The 21,845-nt window shown below is 59.1% G+C and carries 27 protein-coding genes and 1 pseudogene; 14 read left to right on the top strand and 14 right to left on the bottom strand.

All coding sequences use genetic code 11. The features are described 5' to 3' along the window. Positions 1-3: 3 nt before the first annotated feature. Positions 4-720 (bottom strand): helix-turn-helix transcriptional regulator, encoded by a 717-nt coding sequence (locus N7U68_RS16305; protein ID WP_165193861.1) that lies wholly within the window; start codon positions 718-720, stop codon positions 4-6. Between the two features lie 83 nt (positions 721-803). On the opposite strand from N7U68_RS16305, the gene N7U68_RS16300 reads away from it, so the two are divergent. Genes N7U68_RS16300 through N7U68_RS16290 form a run of 3 tightly spaced genes read left to right on the top strand, consistent with a single transcriptional unit; the run spans position 804 to position 2,240 of the window. Beyond that, entirely contained in the window at positions 804-929 is a 126-nt protein-coding gene (locus N7U68_RS16300; protein WP_263047490.1) for a hypothetical protein, read from the top strand. Further along, a complete protein-coding gene (locus tag N7U68_RS16295; RefSeq protein ID WP_263047489.1) occupies positions 922-1,320 on the top strand; it encodes a DUF1801 domain-containing protein in 399 nt (132 codons plus the stop codon). Before N7U68_RS16300 ends, N7U68_RS16295 begins: the two co-directional genes overlap by 8 nt. Then, positions 1,317-2,240 carry a DMT family transporter gene (locus tag N7U68_RS16290; RefSeq protein WP_263047488.1) on the top strand — a complete coding sequence of 308 codons (924 nt, stop codon included), beginning with the start codon at positions 1,317-1,319 and terminating at the stop codon, positions 2,238-2,240. Before N7U68_RS16295 ends, N7U68_RS16290 begins: the two co-directional genes overlap by 4 nt. Here the strand turns inward: N7U68_RS16290 and N7U68_RS16285 are convergent. Together N7U68_RS16285 and N7U68_RS16280 are read right to left on the bottom strand one after the other, a co-directional pair. Further along, positions 2,204-3,358 carry an alpha-D-ribose 1-methylphosphonate 5-triphosphate diphosphatase gene (locus tag N7U68_RS16285; RefSeq protein ID WP_263047487.1) on the bottom strand — a complete coding sequence of 385 codons (1,155 nt, stop codon included), beginning with the start codon at positions 3,356-3,358 and terminating at the stop codon, positions 2,204-2,206. The two genes, N7U68_RS16290 and N7U68_RS16285, sit on opposite strands and share 37 nt — an antisense overlap. Next, positions 3,355-4,077 carry an esterase/lipase family protein gene (locus tag N7U68_RS16280; protein WP_165193868.1) on the bottom strand — a complete coding sequence of 241 codons (723 nt, stop codon included), beginning with the start codon at positions 4,075-4,077 and terminating at the stop codon, positions 3,355-3,357. The genes N7U68_RS16285 and N7U68_RS16280 overlap by 4 nt, the downstream gene beginning before the upstream one ends. 57 nt (positions 4,078-4,134) lie before the next feature. Between N7U68_RS16280 and N7U68_RS16275 the strand changes: the two genes are divergently transcribed. Beyond that, positions 4,135-4,572, top strand: coding sequence for an NUDIX domain-containing protein (locus tag N7U68_RS16275; protein ID WP_165193870.1), 438 nt, complete (start codon positions 4,135-4,137; stop codon positions 4,570-4,572). A 33-nt stretch (positions 4,573-4,605) separates the two neighbouring features. Here N7U68_RS16275 and N7U68_RS16270 read toward each other — a convergent pair whose 3' ends face one another. The 4 genes from N7U68_RS16270 to N7U68_RS16255 all read right to left on the bottom strand — a co-directional run bounded on the left by N7U68_RS16270 (position 4,606) and on the right by N7U68_RS16255 (position 8,204). Next, entirely contained in the window at positions 4,606-5,454 is an 849-nt protein-coding gene (locus tag N7U68_RS16270; RefSeq protein WP_263047486.1) for a DMT family transporter, read from the bottom strand. Then, positions 5,454-5,942 carry a GNAT family N-acetyltransferase gene (locus N7U68_RS16265; protein WP_263047485.1) on the bottom strand — a complete coding sequence of 163 codons (489 nt, stop codon included), beginning with the start codon at positions 5,940-5,942 and terminating at the stop codon, positions 5,454-5,456. Before N7U68_RS16265 ends, N7U68_RS16270 begins: the two co-directional genes overlap by 1 nt. Before the next feature lie 255 nt (positions 5,943-6,197). Further along, entirely contained in the window at positions 6,198-7,844 is a 1,647-nt protein-coding gene (gene groL, locus N7U68_RS16260; RefSeq protein ID WP_165193873.1) for a chaperonin GroEL, read from the bottom strand. Between the two features lie 72 nt (positions 7,845-7,916). Continuing rightward, positions 7,917-8,204: a co-chaperone GroES gene (locus tag N7U68_RS16255; RefSeq protein ID WP_165193875.1), complete on the bottom strand. Its 288-nt coding sequence runs from the start codon at positions 8,202-8,204 to the stop codon at positions 7,917-7,919. A 287-nt stretch (positions 8,205-8,491) separates the two neighbouring features. On the opposite strand from N7U68_RS16255, the gene N7U68_RS16250 reads away from it, so the two are divergent. Then, positions 8,492-8,881: a hypothetical protein gene (locus N7U68_RS16250; RefSeq protein WP_165193877.1), complete on the top strand. Its 390-nt coding sequence runs from the start codon at positions 8,492-8,494 to the stop codon at positions 8,879-8,881. 76 nt (positions 8,882-8,957) lie between these two features. Continuing rightward, positions 8,958-9,947 (top strand): TraB/GumN family protein, encoded by a 990-nt coding sequence (locus N7U68_RS16245; RefSeq protein WP_263047484.1) that lies wholly within the window; start codon positions 8,958-8,960, stop codon positions 9,945-9,947. A 102-nt stretch (positions 9,948-10,049) separates the two neighbouring features. Here N7U68_RS16245 and N7U68_RS16240 read toward each other — a convergent pair. After that, positions 10,050-10,714 (bottom strand): annotated as a pseudogene (locus N7U68_RS16240) (DUF2161 domain-containing phosphodiesterase). A 97-nt stretch (positions 10,715-10,811) separates the two neighbouring features. Between N7U68_RS16240 and N7U68_RS16235 the strand changes: the two are divergent. From N7U68_RS16235 to N7U68_RS16225, 3 genes are all read left to right on the top strand, one after another. Continuing rightward, the gene (locus N7U68_RS16235) at positions 10,812-11,732 is read left to right on the top strand and encodes a manganese-dependent inorganic pyrophosphatase (protein ID WP_263047483.1); all 921 of its coding nucleotides are present in this window, start codon (positions 10,812-10,814) and stop codon (positions 11,730-11,732) included. 147 nt (positions 11,733-11,879) lie between these two features. Continuing rightward, positions 11,880-12,755, top strand: a complete 876-nt coding sequence (locus tag N7U68_RS16230) for a TIGR01459 family HAD-type hydrolase (protein WP_263047482.1) — start codon at positions 11,880-11,882, stop codon at positions 12,753-12,755. Positions 12,756-12,855: 100 nt separating this feature from the next. Continuing rightward, positions 12,856-13,299, top strand: a complete 444-nt coding sequence (locus N7U68_RS16225; RefSeq protein ID WP_165193885.1) for a MaoC family dehydratase — start codon at positions 12,856-12,858, stop codon at positions 13,297-13,299. Positions 13,300-13,395: 96 nt separating this feature from the next. On the opposite strand, the gene N7U68_RS16220 is transcribed toward N7U68_RS16225, so the two are convergent. Next, positions 13,396-13,671: a DUF4242 domain-containing protein gene (locus N7U68_RS16220; protein WP_263047481.1), complete on the bottom strand. Its 276-nt coding sequence runs from the start codon at positions 13,669-13,671 to the stop codon at positions 13,396-13,398. 146 nt (positions 13,672-13,817) lie between these two features. On the opposite strand from N7U68_RS16220, the gene N7U68_RS16215 reads away from it, so the two are divergent. From N7U68_RS16215 to N7U68_RS16200, 4 genes are all read left to right on the top strand, one after another. Beyond that, the gene (locus N7U68_RS16215; RefSeq protein WP_263047480.1) at positions 13,818-14,732 is read left to right on the top strand and encodes a LysR family transcriptional regulator; all 915 of its coding nucleotides are present in this window, start codon (positions 13,818-13,820) and stop codon (positions 14,730-14,732) included. 85 nt (positions 14,733-14,817) lie between these two features. After that, positions 14,818-15,756, top strand: coding sequence for a bifunctional riboflavin kinase/FAD synthetase (locus tag N7U68_RS16210; protein ID WP_263047479.1), 939 nt, complete (start codon positions 14,818-14,820; stop codon positions 15,754-15,756). Then, positions 15,753-16,205, top strand: a complete 453-nt coding sequence (locus tag N7U68_RS16205) for a YcgN family cysteine cluster protein (protein ID WP_263047478.1) — start codon at positions 15,753-15,755, stop codon at positions 16,203-16,205. Before N7U68_RS16210 ends, N7U68_RS16205 begins: the two co-directional genes overlap by 4 nt. Then, on the top strand, positions 16,205-17,245 hold the full coding sequence (locus N7U68_RS16200) for a threonine aldolase family protein (RefSeq protein ID WP_263047477.1): 1,041 nt from the start codon (positions 16,205-16,207) through the stop codon (positions 17,243-17,245). Before N7U68_RS16205 ends, N7U68_RS16200 begins: the two co-directional genes overlap by 1 nt. Before the next feature lie 355 nt (positions 17,246-17,600). Here N7U68_RS16200 and N7U68_RS16195 read toward each other — a convergent pair whose 3' ends face one another. The 3 genes from N7U68_RS16195 to N7U68_RS16185 form a co-directional block, all read right to left on the bottom strand. Further along, positions 17,601-17,873 carry a hypothetical protein gene (locus tag N7U68_RS16195; protein WP_165193895.1) on the bottom strand — a complete coding sequence of 91 codons (273 nt, stop codon included), beginning with the start codon at positions 17,871-17,873 and terminating at the stop codon, positions 17,601-17,603. A 360-nt stretch (positions 17,874-18,233) separates the two neighbouring features. Further along, positions 18,234-19,052 (bottom strand): alpha/beta fold hydrolase, encoded by an 819-nt coding sequence (locus N7U68_RS16190; RefSeq protein ID WP_165193896.1) that lies wholly within the window; start codon positions 19,050-19,052, stop codon positions 18,234-18,236. 3 nt (positions 19,053-19,055) lie between these two features. Beyond that, the gene (locus N7U68_RS16185; protein WP_165193898.1) at positions 19,056-19,655 is read right to left on the bottom strand and encodes a 2-hydroxychromene-2-carboxylate isomerase; all 600 of its coding nucleotides are present in this window, start codon (positions 19,653-19,655) and stop codon (positions 19,056-19,058) included. A 107-nt stretch (positions 19,656-19,762) separates the two neighbouring features. On the opposite strand from N7U68_RS16185, the gene N7U68_RS16180 reads away from it, so the two are divergent. Then, the gene (locus N7U68_RS16180; protein WP_165193899.1) at positions 19,763-20,779 is read left to right on the top strand and encodes a ribose-phosphate pyrophosphokinase; all 1,017 of its coding nucleotides are present in this window, start codon (positions 19,763-19,765) and stop codon (positions 20,777-20,779) included. A 38-nt stretch (positions 20,780-20,817) separates the two neighbouring features. Here N7U68_RS16180 and N7U68_RS16175 read toward each other — a convergent pair whose 3' ends face one another. Both N7U68_RS16175 and N7U68_RS16170 read right to left on the bottom strand, forming a co-directional pair. Next, on the bottom strand, positions 20,818-21,168 hold the full coding sequence (locus tag N7U68_RS16175; protein ID WP_165193901.1) for an H-type lectin domain-containing protein: 351 nt from the start codon (positions 21,166-21,168) through the stop codon (positions 20,818-20,820). 190 nt (positions 21,169-21,358) lie between these two features. Then, positions 21,359-21,793 carry a F0F1 ATP synthase subunit epsilon gene (locus tag N7U68_RS16170; RefSeq protein WP_165193902.1) on the bottom strand — a complete coding sequence of 145 codons (435 nt, stop codon included), beginning with the start codon at positions 21,791-21,793 and terminating at the stop codon, positions 21,359-21,361. Between the last annotated feature and the right edge of the window lie 52 nt (positions 21,794-21,845).

Genomic DNA, 21,845 nt, shown 5'->3' with positions numbered 1-21,845 from the left:
GCATCAAACGGATGCCGTGCGGGATGGTGCCGATGGCGGGCACGATCCCATCTCGGCCAGACATTCGCGCAGCAGCGGCACGCGGCGCGGTCTGAATGAGGTTTCCAGCACCTCCAGCCCATCCATCCGATCCAGCCGAAAGGCGCGGAAAGCGCGACGCAGGTGACACCATGCCAACAGGCAGTGCGACGCCTGCATGTACACAATCGACAACGGGTCAACATTGCGCGTGGTGGCACGGCCCTCCACATCGCAATAGTCAAATCGTACGGTTCGTTCGTCCCAAGCGGCCTGACGTAATACGCGCACATCAATGCCCGGTTCCGGCATTGGCGCGTAGCGGTGCGCACTCAGAACGGCGTGTTGTAACCTGTGCGCCTGTCCCGGCGGCAGACGCGCGCGCATCTTGCTCAATGCCGCCCCGGCTGCTTCGGCCAGTGCGGGGTCACCGACCTGCTGCACTTCGCGTAAGCCCAGAACCAGCGCCTCCAGTTCTTCTGCATCGAAGCTGAGCGGCGGCAATGCTGCATCCTCGATCAGCGTATAGCCAAACCCCGCTGCACCGTCGATCACAGCACCTAACCCTCGCAGGGTGTCGATATCGCGGTAGACCGTGCGCGGCGTCACACCCAACGCATCCGCCAGCGCAGCCGCCGTCGCGGGCGGCGGCACCGTCCGGAGTGTTTGCATCAATTGGAACAAGCGGTGGGTGCGGGTCATGGCCCGAGTATCGTCGCACGTCCTGACAAGAATTGTCACCAATGATGTGTTATGTTTTTCCTGCTTAGATAGGAAACGTTCCCATGCGCAGGCGCAGGCGCAGCACATTTGCAGGCAATGCCAATCCGCCCGGATTCGATCGGCCTTACGATCCGACGATGGCACGTGTTCGTCAGTTGACCAGCACCGTGCCGGGCCCGCATGACTGATGCTGTTCCACCCGACGTTGCATGTGTCATCGACGCCTATGCGCCGGAGGTGCGCGCAGGCGTTTCGCATCTGCGCGCACTCATCTATGACGTGGCGGCAAACCTGCCGCAAAACGTTACCATCAATGAGACGCTGAAATGGGGTCAACCGGCCTACCGCCCCCGGACAGGTGGAACGACATTGCGTCTTGGACCGCACCGTGATGCGTGCTTTGCTCTCTTTGCCCATTGCCAGAGCACTGTAATCACCGCCTATGCGCAGGCATTTCCCGGCTGGGACCGGCTTGACGGAAATCGTGCGGTTCTTTTTGACACGCTTGAGCAGATAGAGCCCGAGCGGCTGTCGCATCTGATCGCGCATGCCCTGACCTATCACCAAAAGCCACAATGACCCCCGACCGTCTGCCTTTGGCCATTTTCACGATTGTAATCTCTGTGCTGGCCCTGTCGTTGGGCGACGCCGCCATCAAGGCCAGCAGCGCAGGATTCGGCCTGTGGCAGATATTCGTGTTACGCTCCGTCTTGTTGCTGGCAGTGTTGCTGGCCGTTGGACTGGTACTATGGGGCCGACGTGCAGTCGTACCGGACACGCCGGGCTGGGCCGCGTTGCGTTCGGCTCTGCTGACGGCGAACTGGATTGCCTATTATGCCAGCCTGCCACATCTTGATCTGCCTGTCGCCGCCGCAGTCTATTATACCTCTCCGATATGGATCACCCTGTTCGCTGGGCTGTTTCTAGGCGAGCGGATCGGTGCGTGGGGCTGGCTGGCTGTGCTGATCGGTTTCGTCGGTGTTCTCGTGATCTTGCGTCCGGGGTTCGATGCCTTCGGTCCCGCCAGTCTGCTACCGCTCTTGGCGGCGATCCTGTATGCGCTGGCCATGGTCCTGACCCGCGCGCGCTGTCGGAACGATCACGCATTTGCTTTGGCGTTCAGTCTCAACATCGGCTTTATCCTTACTGGTGGCGCGGCCCTGCTCTGGCTGCAATGGACCGCCCCGGCGGCAGACGGTTTTCTTACCCGGCCGTGGACGCCGATGGGCCGGGAGGAATGGCAACTGATGGTCGCCTTGGGAGGCGCGATCCTGATTGGCAGCATCGGTGCCGCAATCGCCTATCAGAATGGGCCAGCCGCAGTGGTCGGCGTGTTTGATTTCACCTATCTGGGTTTCGCGGTGCTCTGGGGGATCGTGTTTTTCGCCGATATTCCCGACATGATGACGACGGTGGGCATCGGCATGATCTGCGCCGCCGGATTTCTGTCGATGCGCGCGCGTCACCCGCCTAAGAACCGCTGCGCGACATCCCCCTGAAGATAACTGATCCGTCCACCAGCCAGCGTCGCCGCGACCCGGCGCGTGCGCATCTCCAACACTAACAGATCGGCCCGCATACCGGGCACCAGAGCACCCCGATCCGACAGCCCCAAAATTCGCGCAGGCCCAGCCGAGATCAATCCCCATGCTGTCGCCAGATCACAAACACCGGCATCCAGCAGGAAAAACGCCGCGCGGCGCAGTGACGGGTAGTGATAATCAGAAGCCAGTGCGTCAACGAGCCCCATCATCACCATATCCGCCGCACTCACGTTGCCGTTATGAGAGCCGCCACGCACTACGTTGGGCGCGCCCATGATCACGGCATCGCCACCGGCGCGCGCCGCCTCTGCCGCTTCCAGCGTTTCGGGAAACTCCGCCAGCGTCGCGCCCCTTGCACGCCACTCCGCGCGGGCCTCGGCACTGCGATCGTCATGGCTGCCCATCCGAACCCCACGTGCTGCCAACGCCGCACTCAATCCGTCCACTGCCGCAGGGACTTCGGCACGGCGCGCATGCATTTCCTGCATCATCGCCAGATGCACCTCGGGGTTGCGCCCGATGCGCAGCGACTTTCCAATCAACCCTTTGGGTTGCTTACCCTTTTCCAACGCGACATGGGGTAGATGATCATTAAAGACACAGTATGCGACGCTGTGCCGATCAATAAATTCCAGAGCAGCACCATAGTCGTCCAGCATCGGTGTCTCGAACCGCAGTTGCGTGTGCAGGTCCGTGACGACGTTACCGCGGACCTGTGCCACTCCTGTCATCACGCGTTCTGCGAATTCGGGACCGCGCATCCCACCTTCCCAGCTATAGAACTGCGCCAATACAGCCGTCGTGATCCCGTTCGCTGCCAGCTCTGCCTCGGCTGTCACCAGCCCCTGATCAATATCCTTCATCGCACCGCGTCGGGGTGCCAGATGCCGCTCGAACCCATCCCCGTGTACGTCAACAATTCCCGGTAGGACAATGTAGCCGCTCAAGTCGACCTCGCGCGCGGCCCCATCGCCATCCGCAATGCGTCCTGCATCCAGTATCAGCGGCACCTTCTGCAATCCGTCCGGCGTCAACACGTCGGCGCCGGTCAGACGCACATGCAGTCCGGTCATTGGACACCTCGCCAAAAGAGGTCGGTGATATCCAGATCGTGATCGAACGCGCCATGGGTCAGAAATTCAGAAACCTGTGCGATCACCATCGGATTGTTCATCATAAAGGTATGCGTCACCGGGAGCTGGATATGATCCGCCATACCGGCCACCCGTGTCGAGGCAACCGATACCTTGCCATCATCCGGCCCCTCGATCAAAAGCGAGAAATACGGGTTCAGCGACCGTGTTCCCGCGATCACTCCCAGCGGGAAATCCACGGGCGGCAGGCTTTCGGTGAACGTGTCCTGCCCGGTCTCCAGCTGCATACCAGCCGGGCCATTGAGCCATTCAAACAGCTCCAGACCGCCCAGTTCATCCACCACTTCCGAGCCATGATTGGGCGGGCCCAGCATCACCACCCTACCCAACCGCTCCGGGCGATGATCCCGCAACCACACCCGTAGCAGGATACCGCCCATCGAATGGGTGACAAAATGTATTGGCGCGTCGCCACAGGTCGCGACCGCCCGCGGCAGGGTCTGGTTTGCCAACACTGCGATGCGCGCCTCGGTCGACGGGTAGCTGGGGCTGACCACGCGGTAACCTTCGCGCTCCAGCGCCTCCTGCATCACCAGAAAAGAAGCGTCTGTGCGCGCCAGCCCATGCAGCAAAATCGCGCAATCGGCCAGTGCCGAGGCAGGCCAGAGCAGCGCAAAAAGGAAGCCGAGCATTTTCATACCCCTCCAGATATGCGCAAATGCACGCGGCTGAAAGTCCAATGAAAGTGATCCATCATGTCCATTCGCCTCGCTGTGCGTGCGGTGATCGTCGAAAACGCTAGGCTGTTGCTGGTCAATGCGTACCCCGGCGGGCAGAGCGACCTGTGGTGCGCGCCCGGCGGCGGTGCGGATCCCCACGCCTCGCTGCCCGATAACCTGACGCGCGAAGTGTATGAGGAAACCGGGCTGCGCATCAGCGTTGGGCATCCGTGTATGGTCAATGAATTTCACGACCCCGATCGCGGGTTTCATCAGGTTGATCTCTTTTTCCGGTGTAATGCCATCGCGGGGCAGCTTAGCCCAGACTGGATCGATCCCGAGGGGGTGGTGAACACGCGGCGCTGGTTCAGTCAGGCAGAGTTGCAGAATATTCGCTTGAAACCGGACAGCTTGCCACAAATCGCGTTCTCGGACAGGTATCACTACGATCCACTCGAACGCATTGTGCGGTAGATCGCGCGTCGGTGCCGGCACGCGGTCCGCTGGTTACCGCCGCCCGCCCGATACCGAGACCATCACGCCCCCCAGTACCAGCAAGGCCGCAATAACAAACTGCCCCGTCAGCATCTCGCCCAACAGGACCGCCCCTCCCGCCATCGCAATCACCGGAACTGTCAGCTGCGCCACGGCGGCAGTGGATGACGCCAGTTGCGGCAACACTGTGTACCATAGCGCGTAGCCCAGACCCGATGTGACTGCACCGCACATGATCGCCAGAGCGACACCCCAATTACACACCGCCGATACGTCCACCATGCCCGGTAGCATCAGTCCGATCGCCAACCCGATTGGCGCAGCCAGTACAAAATTCGCGGCCGTACCCATCAACGCGTCGCCGCTTTTTCGACCAGCCAGCGAATATAGGCCCCAGCCGACCCCGGCCAACGCCATTTGTGCGGCGTGGGTCAGGCTGATTTCCGCGCTGTTCCCCGGCCATAGCAGCCAGATCAGCCCGCCAAACGCCAGCGCCGCCCCGACCCAACGCCGTGGCGGCGTGGATTCCCCGGCGGCCAGCCCCCCAACGAACATGGTGATTTGTACCACACCAAAGAGGACGAGTGCCCCAAGACCTGCATCCAGATCAGTGTAGGCCGTTGAAAACCCAAAGAGATAAATCAAAAGTGACACGACACCCAGCATTCGCCCGACCCCACCGAACCGCAGCCGCCCCCGCGTGAGCAGAACCAGCAACGCCAGCGCGACCGCGCCGCCCGCCAGGCGGATCATGGCAAAGCTCACCGCATCAATATGACCACCTGCCAACGCCATTCGATTCAGGACAGAGTTTGCGGCGAAGGCAACCATCGTCAACGTGGTGAGAAGAACGAGGCGCATCAGAGTTTTTCAAATGCGAGCGGATAGATCAAATTCCCATGTGGGATGTCCTCACCTGCGCCAGCCAACAAAGTATGTTCAACCGGATACGGCGAAACAAGCTCGCGCGCGCGCGCCGCGCTAAACCCCGCGCATTCATAGAACGGCACCTGACCCAGCACGACAACACTCGTCTTGCTCAGCCGCGCCCACTCGGTCAGCATCCCGATCATACGCCGCCCATGTCCGCGTCCCTGCCAGTCAGGATGGATCGCTACCGGAGCGAGACACAGCCAGCCTGTAGGCTCACGCATCTGCGATAACGCGTAGTAGCCAACGATACCGCCCTGGTATGGCAAGACGACCTCGCCCGCCATCGCCCCTGATTTACGCAATGCAGCCACAAGCCGCGCCTCTGCATCGCCGTCAAACGCCAGAGTCAGCAGTTCTGCCACCGCGTCTTCTTCACCACGCCGCATCTCTCGGCTGAATTCAGGGGTCTGCAACATGATGACGTGCCTCAGAACAGGATTCACTCATGGCCTAACACGCAGGCAATTCCTTAGAAAGCGACGGGACATCTTCTGACCGGGAAATATTCCCGCCCAAAGCACAAAAGCTCTTCTGAGACGACCCATCGGATACGAAAAAGGGGCCGCCCGAAGGCGACCCCTTAAGTTTTTGGCGTCTGCGGACCTCGGTGTTCGGAATCACTACCTTACACCTGCCGCCCCGTCGAATTCGCTGATGCGAATACGACGTGCTTACATCATGCCGCCCATGCCGCCCATGTCGGGCATGCCGCCACCGGCACCGCCGGCACCTTCTTTGGCAGGCTTGTCGGCAACCATTGCTTCGGTCGTGATCAGAAGACCACCGATCGAGGCCGCATCCTGCAGCGCGTGACGCACCACTTTGGCAGGGTCAATCACACCGAATTTGAACATGTCGCCATATTCTTCGGTTTGCGCGTTGAAGCCGAACTTGGCGTCACTGCTTTCGCGAATTTTGCCTGCGACAACGGAACCGTCGACACCTGCGTTTTCAGCGATCTGGCGCAGCGGCGCTTCCAGCGCCTTGCGGACGATGCCAATACCAACAGTCTGATCGTTGTTGTCACCGGTCATGCCTTCGAGCGTTTTGCCCGCTTGCACGAGGGCAACACCGCCGCCGACCACGATACCTTCTTGAACGGCAGCGCGGGTCGCGTTCAGCGCGTCATCGACACGGTCTTTACGCTCTTTGACTTCGGTTTCGGTCATGCCGCCAACGCGGATAACAGCAACACCACCTGCCAGTTTGGCAACGCGTTCTTGCAGCTTCTCACGGTCATAGTCGCTGGTGGTTTCTTCGATCTGGTTGCGGATCTGTGCGACGCGCGCTTCGATCTCGGCTTTTTCGCCCGCACCGTCAACGATGGTTGTTTCGTCTTTGGTGATGGTGATTTTCTTAGCCGAACCCAGCATGTCCATCGTGACGGACTCCAGCTTCATGCCCAGATCTTCGCTGATGACCTGACCGCCGGTCAGAATTGCGATGTCCTGCAGCATGGCTTTGCGGCGATCGCCGAAACCAGGCGCTTTGACAGCAGCGATTTTCAGGCCGCCGCGCAGCTTGTTGACGACTAGAGTGGCCAGTGCTTCGCCCTCGACGTCTTCAGCAATGATCAGCAAAGGTTTTTGCGACTGGATAACTTGCTCCAGCAGCGGAACCATTGGCTGCAGCGACGAGAGCTTTTTCTCGTGCAGCAGGATGATGCAGTCTTCGAGGTCTGCAACCATCTTGTCCGGGTTGGTCACGAAATAGGGGCTCAGGTAGCCACGGTCGAACTGCATGCCTTCGACAACATCGGTCTCTGTTTCCAGACCTTTGTTTTCTTCGACGGTGATGACACCCTCGTTGCCGACTTTCTGCATCGCGTCCGCGATTTGCTGACCGATTTCTGCTTCGCCATTTGCCGAGATGGTGCCAACTTGGGCAACTTCGGCGCTGTCCGAAACGGGACGTGCTGCAGCTTTGATCGCTTCGACAACTTTCGCCGTCGCCAGATCAATACCGCGCTTCAGGTCCATCGGGTTCATGCCCGCTGCAACCGATTTCATGCCTTCCTTGACGATGGCCTGAGCCAGAACCGTCGCGGTCGTGGTGCCGTCGCCGGCTTCGTCATTGGTGCGGCTGGCCACTTCTTTGACCATCTGCGCGCCCATGTTCTCGAACTTGTCTTCCAGCTCGATCTCTTTGGCAACCGACACACCGTCTTTGGTGATGCGCGGTGCGCCGAACGACTTGTCCAGAACCACGTTGCGGCCTTTGGGGCCCAGCGTAACCTTGACCGCGTCGGCCAGGATGTTCACGCCGCGCAGCATTTTGTTGCGGGCATCGGTATCGAATTTGACGTCTTTAGCAGCCATATCTCGATTTCCTTTGAATTTGTGTTTCGTAGGATGGGTCAGACCCACCATTCAGAACGTCAGGACGTGGCCTCAGGCCATTTTGCCCAGAATGTCGCTCTCTTTCATGATCAGCAGCTCTTCACCGTCGATGGTGATTTCTGTGCCGGACCACTTGCCGAACAGGACGCGATCGCCAGCGGCAACAGCCATCTCGATCAGTTCGCCGCTGTCCTTGCGCGCGCCGTCGCCGCAAGCGACGATTTCGCCTTCACTGGGCTTTTCTTTGGCGCTGTCGGGAATGATCAGCCCGCCTTTGGTTTTTTCTTCGCCTTCAACGCGGCGGACAAGCACGCGGTCATGTAGCGGTTTAAATGCCATCTCTGAGGCTCCTTGGCTCAAAGTTACTTCCAACTGGCCCCTCCCCAGATAGTTTGGTGGGGCCGTTAGCACTCGTCTTGTGTGAGTGCTAACGACGCTTAGCTAAGGAGTGCCTCGACCCGAGTCAACAACCCGTTGGTGAAAATTTGCACTTCCCAGCCATCTCGGACGAAACATCCTTCCGTTTCGTTAACTTTTCGTTAACCTTTATTAACAAACGCCCTCGCGACAGGCTGCGGCATGGCGCATTGCTGTGGGGTTCGTGATTCAGGCATACGGAGGATGCAATGAACGAAGTGGCGCTGGCTGCCATCTATTGCCTGCTGATCGCGGGCGGAGAGACTGAGGTACCGCATGGATATTCTGCTGGATATGACCTGCACATGATCCGCGTCGACTGCGAGACACCGACAGAGGTGATTGAGGTCGGACTTGACTCGCGCAGTTCCCTCGACAGCCTCCAACAGGCACTCTTTGCCGCTGATTTGACGGGCAAGACACCTGTGATCCTGATGATAGATCGTGACGGGCGCATAGGTCCCTACGAGACCCGCATCGCCGCAGCCGCGAGCCGAGCCGGGGTTGAATACCGGCGCACAACCCGCGATTTCCTCATCCGCTGGCAAATGACCAGTTGGCTGCGCAGCTACGCAACACCGCCTGCCCCCGGAACCTGACCGAACCCGCTTGATCCTGCGCGCGAACCACGACATTTTGAGGGTCGTTCACACGCCAAATGCGGGGCTATCTGTCTTGAAACTTTCCTGTTGTCTCTTGTCCTGCCTCCTGTTGCTACCCCTCCCGGCCGCAGCGCGCTGCAAGGGTTCTGATCTGATCGATGCCCTATCCGATGGCCAGCGGGCTGCTCTGGAGCAGGCCGCAGAAGCCACCCCCTATGCCGAAGGTCTTTTATGGCGCGCAACCCGAGGCGATACCCGCATCACGCTCTTTGGCACCTATCATTTTGAACATGCCCAGACACAAACCCATCTGGCCGCCCTCGAACCCATGATCAAGGCTGCCGACCTCGTCTATCTGGAAATGTCGAAAGCCGATGAAAAGCGGCTGGGACGACAGATGGCCTCGGATCCGTCCTTGATGTTCATCACCGAGGGTCCAACGCTGCCCGATCTGCTGGGCGACGAGGACTGGCAGACACTGTCGGATGAGCTATCACGACGCGGCTTCCCATCCTTTCTTGCAGCAAAGTTCAAGCCGATCTGGGCGTCGATGATGCTGGGTATTGGTCCTTGCGAGGCCCGCTCGGGCGCGCTTGAGGCAGCGGGGATCGATTCGCTGATCGGCGAACATGCGATGCAGTTGGGACACGAGACCAGATCGCTCGAAGATGCCGCGACGGTCCTGACCCTGCTCGATGGATTCCCGCTGGAGGACCAACTGGACGCGATCCGACTGTTTTTGCACTGGAATGTCGATCCCGACGATGTGGCCTACACCCTGCGCGAGCGGTATCTGGCACAGCAAATCGCGCTGATCTGGGAATATTCCCGCCTGGTTTCGTTAGAGGGCGGCGGCCCCGAGGCTGAAGCGAGCTTTGCCTTGTCCGAACAGGTTCTGCTGACCGACCGAAACCTTGCCTGGGCTGACTTGCTGGCAAGCAACGCAGTGCAGGGAGATGTTCTGGTCGCCGCCGGTGCCGCCCACCTGCCCGGCGACTTTGGTGTGCTGAACCTTTTGGCACAGCGCGGTTTTGTCATCTCCCGGCTGCCGTTTCAACAATAGCGCCGTTGGTGTTCTGCTTTGGGCTGTCATCGGGGGCGTTGCCCCCCGTAGAATTTTGAAAAAATTCAACGTCCCCCAGGATATTTTCAGCAAGAAGAAGCATCAATCTTTCATCTCGGGTTCTAGCACGGCAGCGCCAGTGTCACTAAGCGCGTAAAGCCCGCGCGCGGCGCGGCAGAACCAGCCATGATGATTGTCCGCCATGATGCGCGTTGCGCGGGATACGCCCGTTGCCTTTGCCACGTCTGCCCCCTTCGCAATGCCTGCCTGCGCCAGATGCGCGGCACATCGCAGCGCATCTTGCCGGTAGGCCGTCATGATCGTTCCATTGGTGCCGCCCTCGGTAGGATCGCCTTCGCGCGTATCAAATTCCTTTAGCAGGGCCGCTCGGCGGGGGGCGGACTTGCGCGGCCGGAACGGTGCCGGTTCACAATGGACCTGAACGACACCATCTTTCAGGCGGACCGACATCACCCCGATGCCCAGCCGTTTGCACAAGCCAATGTTACCTTTGAACGCGCGCCAGCCCGATTTGCCTGACCAACGTGGCACAGCAACATAAACCGTGTCGGTGACCGATTGCCGCGCAACCGCCTGTTGTAGCAACACCAGCGAAAACCCGGTCTTCAGCTCGACGATCAGGGGGGATCATCCGCGCGCCGCGCCAGCACATCCGCGGCCCCGACCTCGCCCTTCACGTGATATCCCTGCGCCTCAAGAAACGCTTTGACCGGGGCATACAGATCAGTTTCGGCGGGTTTGGACATAGCGGGCAATTTGGCCGCACTCTGCGCGCGTGACAAGCCCGGCAGCGGCTTTTATAACGCGCGCAAACATGACTTCTGCCCTTGAGGATACCGTAATATGACAACGCTCGTTTTTGGCCATAAATCTCCTGACACCGACAGCACAGGATCGGCGATCCTGTGGGCGTGGTATCTGAACGAAATCAAAGGCGGGGATGCCGAGGCCGTTCTGCTGGGCGAACCAAACACCGAGGCTGCTTTCCTGCTGAAACATTGGGAACTGCCCAAACCACGGATCATCGAGGACGTGGAGGCAGGACAGATTTGCGTCGTGGTGGACACCAACAACCCGGCCGAGTTGCCCGCATCGATCAACGACGCAGACGTGCGGGCAATTATCGACCATCACCGCATTGTCGGCGGATTGGAGACCAAAGGCCCGATCGACATGACAGTGCGCCCGCTGGCCTGCACTGCAACAATCATGGTTGACCTGATGGGCGATGACGCGGCGAAGATGCCCGATTGGGCTAAAGGCACCGCACTGACCTGCATCCTCAGCGACACGCTGGAATTCCGCAGCCCGACCACCACCGACCACGACCGCCATGTGGCTGAGCAACTGGCCAACGATCTGGGGATCAACATCGGCGACTACGCCGCCCAGATGTTTGCAGCGAAATCCGACGTTTCGGCGTTCTCCGACGCCGAATTACTGCGGATGGACAGCAAGGAGTTTGATCTGGATGGCACCAAATTCCGGGTTTCGGTACTGGAAACGACTGCACCAGCCGCCATACTGGATCGCAAGGACAGCCTTATGGCATCCATGGGCGATGTCGCACGTGAGGACGGCGTCGATCAGGTCCTGCTCTTCATCGTGGATATCCTTAACGAAGAAGCGACGCTGCTGGTCCCCAACGACATGGTAAAAGCCATCGCCGAGAAATCTTTTGCTGCTGACGTGTCCGGCGACGCCGTGGTTCTGCCCGGCATCATGAGCCGCAAGAAACAGATCATCCCCAATCTGAAGTTGTAGCATCGGTGGGTCGGGCATTCGCCCGGCCCGCGACCGCGAATACCGGCCCCGGTGGTAATACACTGCGAACTTCGCTGATCCGCTCTGGTCAGGCCGCACGTCGCCTGCCATATCTGGGTGCGAAACAGACATGTCCGGGGGACCCCAATGACCCAGATCATCCAATCGCTCTCAGAGATTTCAGACCGCTACGAGGCGCTCTTCGTCGATCTCTGGGGATGTTTGCACAACGGCGTCACCGCCTTTCCGGATGCTGTCGCGGCAATGCAAACCTATCGAGCCAAGGGTGGCAAGGTGGTGCTGGTCACCAACTCTCCTAAACCGCGGGCCGGGGTTGCAGAACAACTGGTGCAATTTGGCGTGCCAGAGGACGCCTATGACACCATCGCCACCTCTGGCGATTCCGCGCGCACCGCCATGTTCCGGGGCGTCGTGGGTTCATCGGTTTACTTCATGGGAGAATGGGCCCGTGATGCAGGGTTCTTTGAGCCCATCGGTATCGTGGGTGATCCTGCCCCGATCACCCGCGTTCCGCTGACCGAGGCCGAGGGTATTGTTTGCTGCGGCCCGTTCGATCCGATGGCTGACCCGTCCGAAAACCGCGCCGATTTTCTCTACGCCAAGCAGAAGGGGCTGAAACTGCTCTGCGCCAACCCTGATATCGTCGTGGATCGTGGCGACCGTCGCGAATGGTGCGCGGGCGCATTGGCGCGCCTCTATACCGAAATGGGCGGCGAGAGCCTGTATTTTGGCAAGCCGCATCCGCCGATTTACGATCTGGCCCGTCGCCGTCTGACCGAGCTAGGCAAGGACGTTGGCAATACGGCGATTCTTGCCATCGGTGACGGGGCGCTGACTGATATCCGCGGTGCGATGGGCGAAGATATCGATTCGCTCTTCATCTCGGGCGGGCTCGCCGCGAAAGAGACACGAACCGTCGAACAGCCTGACCCTGACGCCCTAAGCCATTATTTAAAAAAAGAAATGTCTAACCCAACCTATGCGATCGGGCATCTGCGCTGACAAATTAGGCCTTGATTTTCTGCATCTGCGAAGTAATAAAGTTCCAACCATCGGCATATCTACGTCCGAATATTACCCAGCAGAACCAAGGGAGGGCCCAATGTTGGACAATCTGCCCCGCGGAACCATCACCATCGAAGAAATCGAAATGGGTATGGTCCGCCATCTGCAAAAGGTGGTGACGGACGAAGACATCGAAATGTTCGCGCAGGTTTCCACCGACCGGAACCCGGTTCATCTGGATGATGATTATGCCCGTGACACGATTTTCGAGGGTCGCATCGCACATGGCATGCTGACCGCCGGCCTGATTTCAGCAGTGATCGGCGAACAACTGCCCGGTCACGGCACTGTCTACATGGGCCAAAGCCTGAAGTTTCTCGGTCCCGTGCGTCCCGGCGATATGGTCCGCGCCGAGGTCGAAGTGATCGGCATCGACCCAGCCAAACGTCGTGTGCAGCTTGATTGTCGTTGCACAGTGAACGGCAAGAAGGTTCTGATTGGCGAGGCAACGGTTTTGGCGCCCTCGAGCAGATTCGACTAGAACGGCAGACGGCGAACCTGATCCAATCGCCGTTTCATTCGACAGCGCGGTGCGTGTCACACCGCGCTGTTTTCTATTGCACCTTAGCATTCGGCATTAGTTGTTTGCGGTCAACGGATCGATGATTTGCGAAACCTCGGTAATTTTCGAGACGGGAATACCGCTGATATCCGCGTGTTTCCTAATCTCGTCATCACTCTTCGCAAGATATACACAAAACGTCTTTTCCCCGGCGACATAGGAATGAACCCACTGAATATTGGGGCCGATCGTTGCCAATGCTTGGTTTGAGGCCCGTGCGGCTCCGCAAAGTTCGGTCACGGAAAACTCGCCAATCCCCGGTATGTCGCGTTCGATCATGTAGCGTTTCATTTTCGTCTCCTTCAACATCAGTGTCGTGATGACAGAAGCATGGCGGCAGTTTCACCAACACCCAAATTCAATTTTCTTTAGCGACTTAAAGCTAAGCTTTCTCTGAGAAGCTTGATTATTTCTCAACTAAAGATAATCTTTATCAAATGCCACCTGTCACGCATCTCAAATCGCTTCAGGCGCTCGAATTGGCAATCCGAGAAGGCTCGCTCAAAGCAGCGGCCCGACGGCTGGGCATCACACCTGCTGCTGTCGGGCAGCGAATTCGGGCGCTGGAGGACTATCTCGGTTCTGATCTGCTGCTGCGCGCACGCTCTGGGTTACGTCCCACCGCGCAACTGGAACAGGCGCTCGACGATTTGCACCATGCGTTTTCAGCGCTTGAGCGGGTGACCGAAACACTCGATTTCCAGCGGGTCAGCGAAATCCACATCGTCGCAGACCCCGATTGGAGCGAACTGTGGCTCGCCCCGCGCCTGCCCGCGTTTCGCGACCAGTACCCAAACATCCTGTTTTGCATCAATGGCGCGGGCGATGTCCCGCTCCGGCTGGGCACACCGGATTTGCGCATCACTTATGGGGGCGGTGATGGTGCGCCTCTCTTTCGTGACGTGTTCCTGCCTGTGACCGGCCCGGACAACACGCGACGAATTGCCGATTGGGACCCGGTGCTGCAGATGGAAGGCATGCCGCTGTTACATCTTCAGTTGCAGCGCGACGACCCATCCTGTCCCGGATGGCCTGAATGGTTTGCGCAATATGGGCATCGCGAGTCCGGCCCTGACCGCGGTGTGCATTACAAACACGCGCGCCACGCGCTAGAGGCTGTGCGCCAGAATGTGGGCTTCCTGATATGCGGCCTGTCACTGACCCTACCTGATCTTGATAGCGGACGCGTTGTCACGCCGTTTGCCATAACGCATCACATCCCTGCTCCGCACCCCTACCGCCTGAACCAGCGCAGCAGTGCCGAGAGCCGTCCACAGGTTCAATGCTTTGTCACCTGGCTGATGAAACAGGCCCGCGAGACACAAACACAGATTGATGAGATGACCACCTGACGACTGCGGGGCCAGAGCTGAAAATCACCGTTCCACACCGCCATCGACGCTTGCACCGCTCATCGCCGCGCGCTACCCCTGCGCAATGCGAATAATCCGCGATTATACCTATGTGGACCGATCCGACCGAGGCGCCAGCGTGGCTATCGGCAACTTTGACGGTGTGCATATCGGCCACCAGTCGGTGATCGACATCGCCCGCGCGGCAGGCGAGAAAATCGGCGCGCCTCTGGGCGTGCTGACGTTCGAGCCGCACCCTCGTGAGTATTTCGCCCCGGACGCCCCACCCTTTCGACTCATGGGCCGCACGGCCCGCGCCCACCGACTGCACAAGCTGGGGGTGGAACGGCTCTATGAACTGAATTTTAACGCAGCCCTATCGGCGCTTCCGCCTGAATCCTTTGCCCGAGACGTGCTCGCCGAGGGGCTGGGTCTGCGTCACGTCGTTGTCGGTGCCGATTTCTGCTTTGGCAAAGGGCGGGCGGGTAACGCGGCCGATCTGGAACGGTTCGGCGCCGAGATGGGCTTTGGCGTCAGCATCGCCCGCCTGCTAGCGGGCGAAAAGGGCGAAGTCAGTTCGACCGCGGTCCGTCAAGCCCTGACTGATGGGCGCCCGCGTGACGCAGCAGCGATGCTGGGGCACTGGCACCGGATCGAAGGGACTGTTGTGGGTGGCGAGCAACGCGGGCGCGAGCTGGGATATCCCACCGCGAACATGTCCATCGAAGGGCTGCATCAACCACGCTTTGGTGTCTATGCCGTGCTGGTTGACGTGCTGGATGGTCCACATCAGGGGCAATATCACGGCGCGGCCTCTCTTGGTGTCCGACCGATGTTTGGCGGAGAGATCCCAAACCTCGAAACCTACCTTTTTGATTTCTCGGGCGACCTCTATGGCACCGATCTGTCGGTCGCACTGGTGGATTACCTTCGTCCCGAAGAGACATTTGACGGGCTGGATACTTTCATCGCGCAAATGGATGCCGATTGCCTGCGCGCCCGCACGATTTTGGCGGGGCTATGACCGCATTGCGCCCGCGTTTCTGGGAAACGGTATCGCTCCAGCGCATGACACGCGCCGAATGGGAGGCACTCTGCGACGGCTGCGGTAAATGCTGCATGAACAAACTGGAAGACGAAGACACCGGCGAAGTTGCGCTGACCCGCGTGGCGTGCCGCCTGTTTGACGACACCACATGCCGCTGTGCCCAATACCCGATCCGCCACCAGTTCGTACCCGAATGCATCGTGCTAAAGCCCGCCAATATGGACGCGAACCTATATTGGATGCCCGATACCTGCGCGTACAAACTGCTCTGGCAGGGCAAGCCACTATTTGACTGGCACCCCCTGATTTCGGGTGATCCCGAAACGGTTCATGCCGCCGGAGTGTCAATGCAAAGCCGTACAGTCCCCGAGTTCGAGATCGACGAGGACGACTGGGAAGATCACATAATCGAGGAACCGACCTGATGTTTTTTGCCTCTGACAACGCAGGCCCGATGCATCCATCCGTGCGCGCCGCGCTAATCGCCGCCGATACAGGGCATGCCGTCCCCTATGGCGATGACGCGATCATGGACGAGGTTCGCAGCCGCCTGCGCGATATGTTCGAGGCCCCCGAAGCCGCGATTTATCTGGCCGCCACCGGCACCGCAGCCAACGCGCTGACGTTGGCGACGCTGACCCAACCGTGGCAGACAGTGTTCTGCTCTCCACTCGCCCATATCCACCGGGATGAATGTCACGCACCCGAATTCTACACCGGCGGCGCCAAGCTGACGCTTGTCGGCGACGATGACAAGATGACGCCCGATCAGTTGCGCACCGCCATTGAAGACTGGCCCAAAGGGGACGTGCATGCCTCGCAGCGCGGCCCGATTGCGCTGACGCAAGTGACCGAGATGGGTCGTGTCTATACGTTGGACGAACTGCGCGCGTTGACACAAGTAGCCGCCGATTACGACTTGCCGTGTTTCATGGACGGTGCGCGCTTTTCCAACGCTCTGGTCGCGCTCGGCTGTTCGCCTGCCGAAATGACATGGAAGGCAGGGATTCACGCGCTCAGCTTTGGTGGCACCAAAAACGGCTGCGCCGGTGTCGAGGCCGTGATATTCTTTGACCCCGCCCACGCGTGGGAGTTCGAGCTGCGCCGCAAGCGAGGTGCGCATCTGTTCTCAAAGCACCGCTATCTGTCGGCACAGATGCAGGGCTATCTGCAAGACGACGCTTGGCAAGAGGCTGCTAGGGCCGCCAATGCCAATGCGGCATATCTGGCCGCGGGGTTGCGCGATGTGCCCGAACTAACGTTTGTGGCAGAACCGCAGGCCAACATGATCTTTGCCACCCTGCCCCGCAAGACCCATAAACGATTGCATGCCGCAGGCGCGGTTTACGGCCTCTGGGGGGCGCTTGATGGCGACCCGGAAGAGCCCATAAAAATGAGGTTGGTCTGCGACTGGTCCATTTCCCGCGACCAGATCGACACCTTCTTGGCATTGCTCAAGGAGTGATATCCGCAGGGCTACCGATCGCGTAACTAATTGGTCCAATGGGCTTGCTGCGACATGCCCCCATCGTTTTCACTGATCCGGTCAGGGTGTGCCAACTCTACTATGGTCAACACAACGGGAAACGTATTGTCCCGGTAGTCGGTCACATCCTTGAGACCTGCAACTTTCGCCGCGACCCTGCGCGCAAAGCAAGCGCCGCATTGAACGCGGCCGTCCTTGATACATAACCACATCAGACCAAAGAGAGCTTCGCACCCCTCTTACCGCTTCATCACCTGTCATTTATTGCGGTCCGAAATCAGTGTGACGATCTCGATGCCCTCCTTGTCCGGTTCGGAAGCGTTCATAGCTTCTGCTATTTTTTAGAGAATTCCGGTCTGTATTCATGTTTTCCCCGGCCATCATTCTTGGTTTCACCCCACAGGTCCTGCCGCGAGTTACGAAAATGGGCGATTGATGCTGTCAGCGGCAAAATAATCGACATGGCAAAGGGCAGACTTTTTGGGAAATACGGACCCTTATCCGCAATCGGGTTCGAACCGTGCAGTGGAGGCGGGGCACCGCCCACGGACGCGTAGGTGCCTTTGAAGTCAACAACCAGATGCCGTGGTTCTAGCGCGTCGGCCACGTTCATCTCTGATTTGATCTCGCCGTCCTGTCATACGTTGAAGAACTGAAACAGCAGCAGCTCGGGTTTCATGCCCTTTTTCCAGCGCCCAAGGCATTGTCGCTGTGCTGTCTGGATCACCCGCCAACGAAACTGGCGTACCACCCATCTACTCAGACCCTTCGCAATCTTGTTAGCGCTCTAGCTAACTTCGACGCCGCGTAAGGCGTCGCTCTTTCAGAATATTTCGTCAAACTTCGATCAACCCAAGATTGCATATGACGATTTGCTCACGAGGAAATCGAACACATTTCAATTTGTCCGATGCCATACACAGCACGTTTTCTTGCGACCTTGGTTCACCCTGCCTTGCGGAACCGTCTAGGTCTCGGCGCGCCGCAAAAACCGCAGAATTTCGGTGCTGATCTGGCTTGGATGGCTGAGCGGGGCCATATGGCCCGCTCCAACGATCATTGATCGCTTGGCATTGGGCAGCCGTGAGGCGAGCACTTCGTTTATCGCCTCGATGATCGCTGGGGATTTACTACCTTCGATCAGCAGCACCGGTATATTCAGGCCCTCCAGTACACCCGGCTCCAGCATCCCACCCACATCCTCGTAGAGCGCGGGATGCGTCGCTTCGATCAGCGCCATTTGCCCCGACAATTCCACACGCTGCGCCTCTTCCAGATCCTCCCACGAGACACCATTGCCCCAGATCGCCAGAAAGCACTTTGCTGCATACCTGAGATCCCCTTGAGACAACGCCGTGTTTATCTCGGCTTCCAAAGCCTGATGAGCCTGACCGACATCGGGATAGGCGCGATACGCAGCGGCAAAGAACACCGGCTCTATCAGGACCAGCGATCGAACCCGCTCGGGCCAGAGAACCGCCATTCGCAATGCAGCAGTCGCGCCAAAGGAATGACCGATCGCATCCACAGGGCCGTTCTGGGCAAAATCCGCAGCGATCCCAGCCGTAAGGGCCTGATATTCGCCGTGCGTAGCCGTCAACGCCCCACTGCGACCGTGTCCAGGCATGTCAAACGCGGTCATCGTCAACGCGCCGGACAGATGTCGCGCCATGCCACCCCAGACAGCCGATTGCGCGAGGGCACAATGGATCAGAACCGCCTGACGCGGTCCCTGCCCATAGGTTGTCCAAAAAACGTCAAAACCGCCCTTTTGCCCGCGCGGCATCGTCTAGAGTTTGCCAGCCAGATGCAGATCCAGATCCTCCAGCCGATCCTGCCCCCAGAAACACTGGCCGCTGTCCACGATGTAAAACGGTGCGCCGAACGCTCCTTCTTTGACCGCGCTCTCAAGGTTCGTGGCGTAGGTGTCCGCCCCTTCGAGCAACCCGCTATCGGCCAGTCCAGCGTCGAAACCCGCAGAAGTCAGGCAATCACGCACCACGTCATCCGCAGCGATATCGCGTTCCTCTGCCCAGACAGCACGACCGAACGCATGCACCAGCCCCGCGAGATCACCCCCACCCGCGTTCTGGGCCGCAATGATCGCATAGGAGGAAGGCGCCGAATTTGTCGGCCAGTGCGCCGGTTTCAGGTTCAGTGGCTTGTCCAGCCGCCGGGCGCGCCGCTCCATGTCCTGCAACCGATAGGCCTGCCGCGATGGGTGCCGATCCTTGGGCGGTGTGCCCCCGGTGCGCGAAAACAGCGCCATGATATCCAGCGGCTTATAGGTTACACTGGCGCCATTGCGCTCGGCTATTTCTGCCAAAGCGGTGCCCGTCAGATAGGTAAACGGAGAAATCGTAGAGAAAAAGTAGTCAATATGGGCCATTTTCCGGCTCCTTCCACGGCTGTGCTGCTTTGCCAGACCCTACGCGCATGCTAAGCGGTGTCAACGTCACGAATCTGTCATTCAGCCACCGCACGGGGACACCTCACATGCCAGCCACACCAGAACCGAAGCTGATTTCGGGCAATGCCAACATGCCGCTCGCCACGGCCATCGCGCGGCGCATGTCGATGCATCGGGGGGTGAATGTCGGACTGGTCGATGCAAGAGTTGAGCGGTTCAACGATGGCGAGATTTTCGTCGAGGTGTTCGAGAATGTGCGCGGCGAGGATATGTTCATCATTCAGCCGACCTCGAATCCGGCCAATGACAACCTGATGGAACTCCTGATCATGGCCGATGCGCTGCGCCGTTCCTCGGCCCAGCGGATCACTGCGGTGATCCCGTATTTCGGCTACGCACGACAGGATCGCCGGTCCAAGGCACGCACGCCGATCTCGGCCAAGCTGGTGGCGAACATGATCGTCGAGGCAGGTATCGAACGTGTACTGACGATGGACCTGCACGCAGCGCAGATTCAGGGATTCTTTGATATTCCGGTTGATAACCTCTATGCGTCTCCGGTTTTTGCCCTCGATATCATGAAGCAGTTCAAAGGTAGCCTCGACGACGTGATGATCGTCTCACCTGACGTCGGCGGCGTGGCCCGCGCCCGTGAATTGGCCAAACGGATCTCTGCGCCACTTAGCATTGTGGACAAACGCCGCGAGAAAGCGGGCGAAGTGGCGGAAATGACCGTGATCGGCGACGTTACGGGCAAAAAATGTATCATCGTCGATGACATGTGTGACACCGCCGGTACGCTTTGCAAAGCCGCCGAAGTGTTGCTGGAAAACGGTGCGTCAGAGGTACACGCCTACACCACGCACGGGGTTATGTCCGGCCCGGCCGTGGAACGGATCACCAATTCCGTGCTGAAAAGCATGGTCATCACCGACACCATCGCGCCCACCGACGCCGTGCGCGCGACGTCAAACATCCGCATTATACCCACCGCGCCGGTTTTTGCGCAGGCAATTCTGAATATCTGGAACGGCACATCGGTTTCGTCACTCTTTGACACACCGACACTGGAGCCAGTTTACGAGGGACAGTTCGGAAACTGACCGTTCGAATGCCGGGCTTCAGCCTGCCCTGCCTGACGTCAGTAAAGCTCCCAGTCGTCGTCGTGATGCAATTCGCCGATTGCCATCCAGCGCACGCGCGCGCGTGCGACATGGGTATCCGCCCAAGTGCGAAACACGACTTCGAATCCCTCTTCGGCAATATTTTCGGCGCTGACTTCGATACGGGCATTCGTACCGCTGTCGATGTCCCACATCGACAGAGCGCAATGCACGACCGGCGGCGTGCGAAACCGCTCGGTGAACCGGATCGTATGTAGGCGCGTGCGATCACCCTCGCCAACCCACATATCGCCGTCACTCTCATAATCTGAAAACAGGACTATCTCGCCCTGATCGATCCCAATCAGCTTGTTGTCAAATCGCTTCATTATGTCTTCACTGCTACCCTCGGGGCGAGGTCTAGCCGCCCAATTCGGCAAAAATGTGATGCCGGGACGGAAAATGCAATCGTAACGGCACCTTGATCCGAAGTTTCGTCCCGACTGTGCAACGCATCAGGCCACCAACGAAAAGGGCCCGCTCGTCAGCAGGCCCCTCTAGTCGTCAAGGCAAGTCGGTTTACGCCGAGAAGCTCGCCGATAGACCGATCTCATCACCCAGAGCGACCATATCCGCCAGCAGTTTGGCAGCATCGTCGACCGGACCGGGTTCGTTCACAAATGTATCTTCGGCCTTTTTCAGCGCGGCCTTGGCAGCACTGACCATGACATCATAGTCTTCTTGCGTAACGTCCGCACGCGCCACAGCACGCTCGGCCAGAACCGACACGCCGGTTGCGTTGATTTCAGCAAAGCCGCCAGTCACGATATATTCGCCAGCGCCATCGCCACCCGTTACGCGCACGATACCGGGGCGCAGTGTGGTGATCAGCGGGGCGTGGTCGGCCATCGCGGTCATGTCGCCTTCGGCACCGGGGATTTGCACCTCGGTTGCTTCGACGGACGCCAGCAAACGCTCGGGCGACACCAGATCGAATTGCACTTTATCAGCCATCTTGGCCTCCTCTTGCGATGGAAGGTGGGCTGAAAGCCCACCCTACATCTGG

The organism is Roseovarius pelagicus, from assembly GCF_025639885.1.
GTDB classification, from domain to species: domain Bacteria; phylum Pseudomonadota; class Alphaproteobacteria; order Rhodobacterales; family Rhodobacteraceae; genus Roseovarius; species Roseovarius pelagicus.
The sequence above is the reverse complement of the archived record's forward strand: the minus strand, read 5'-3'. Positions and strand labels throughout refer to the sequence as shown.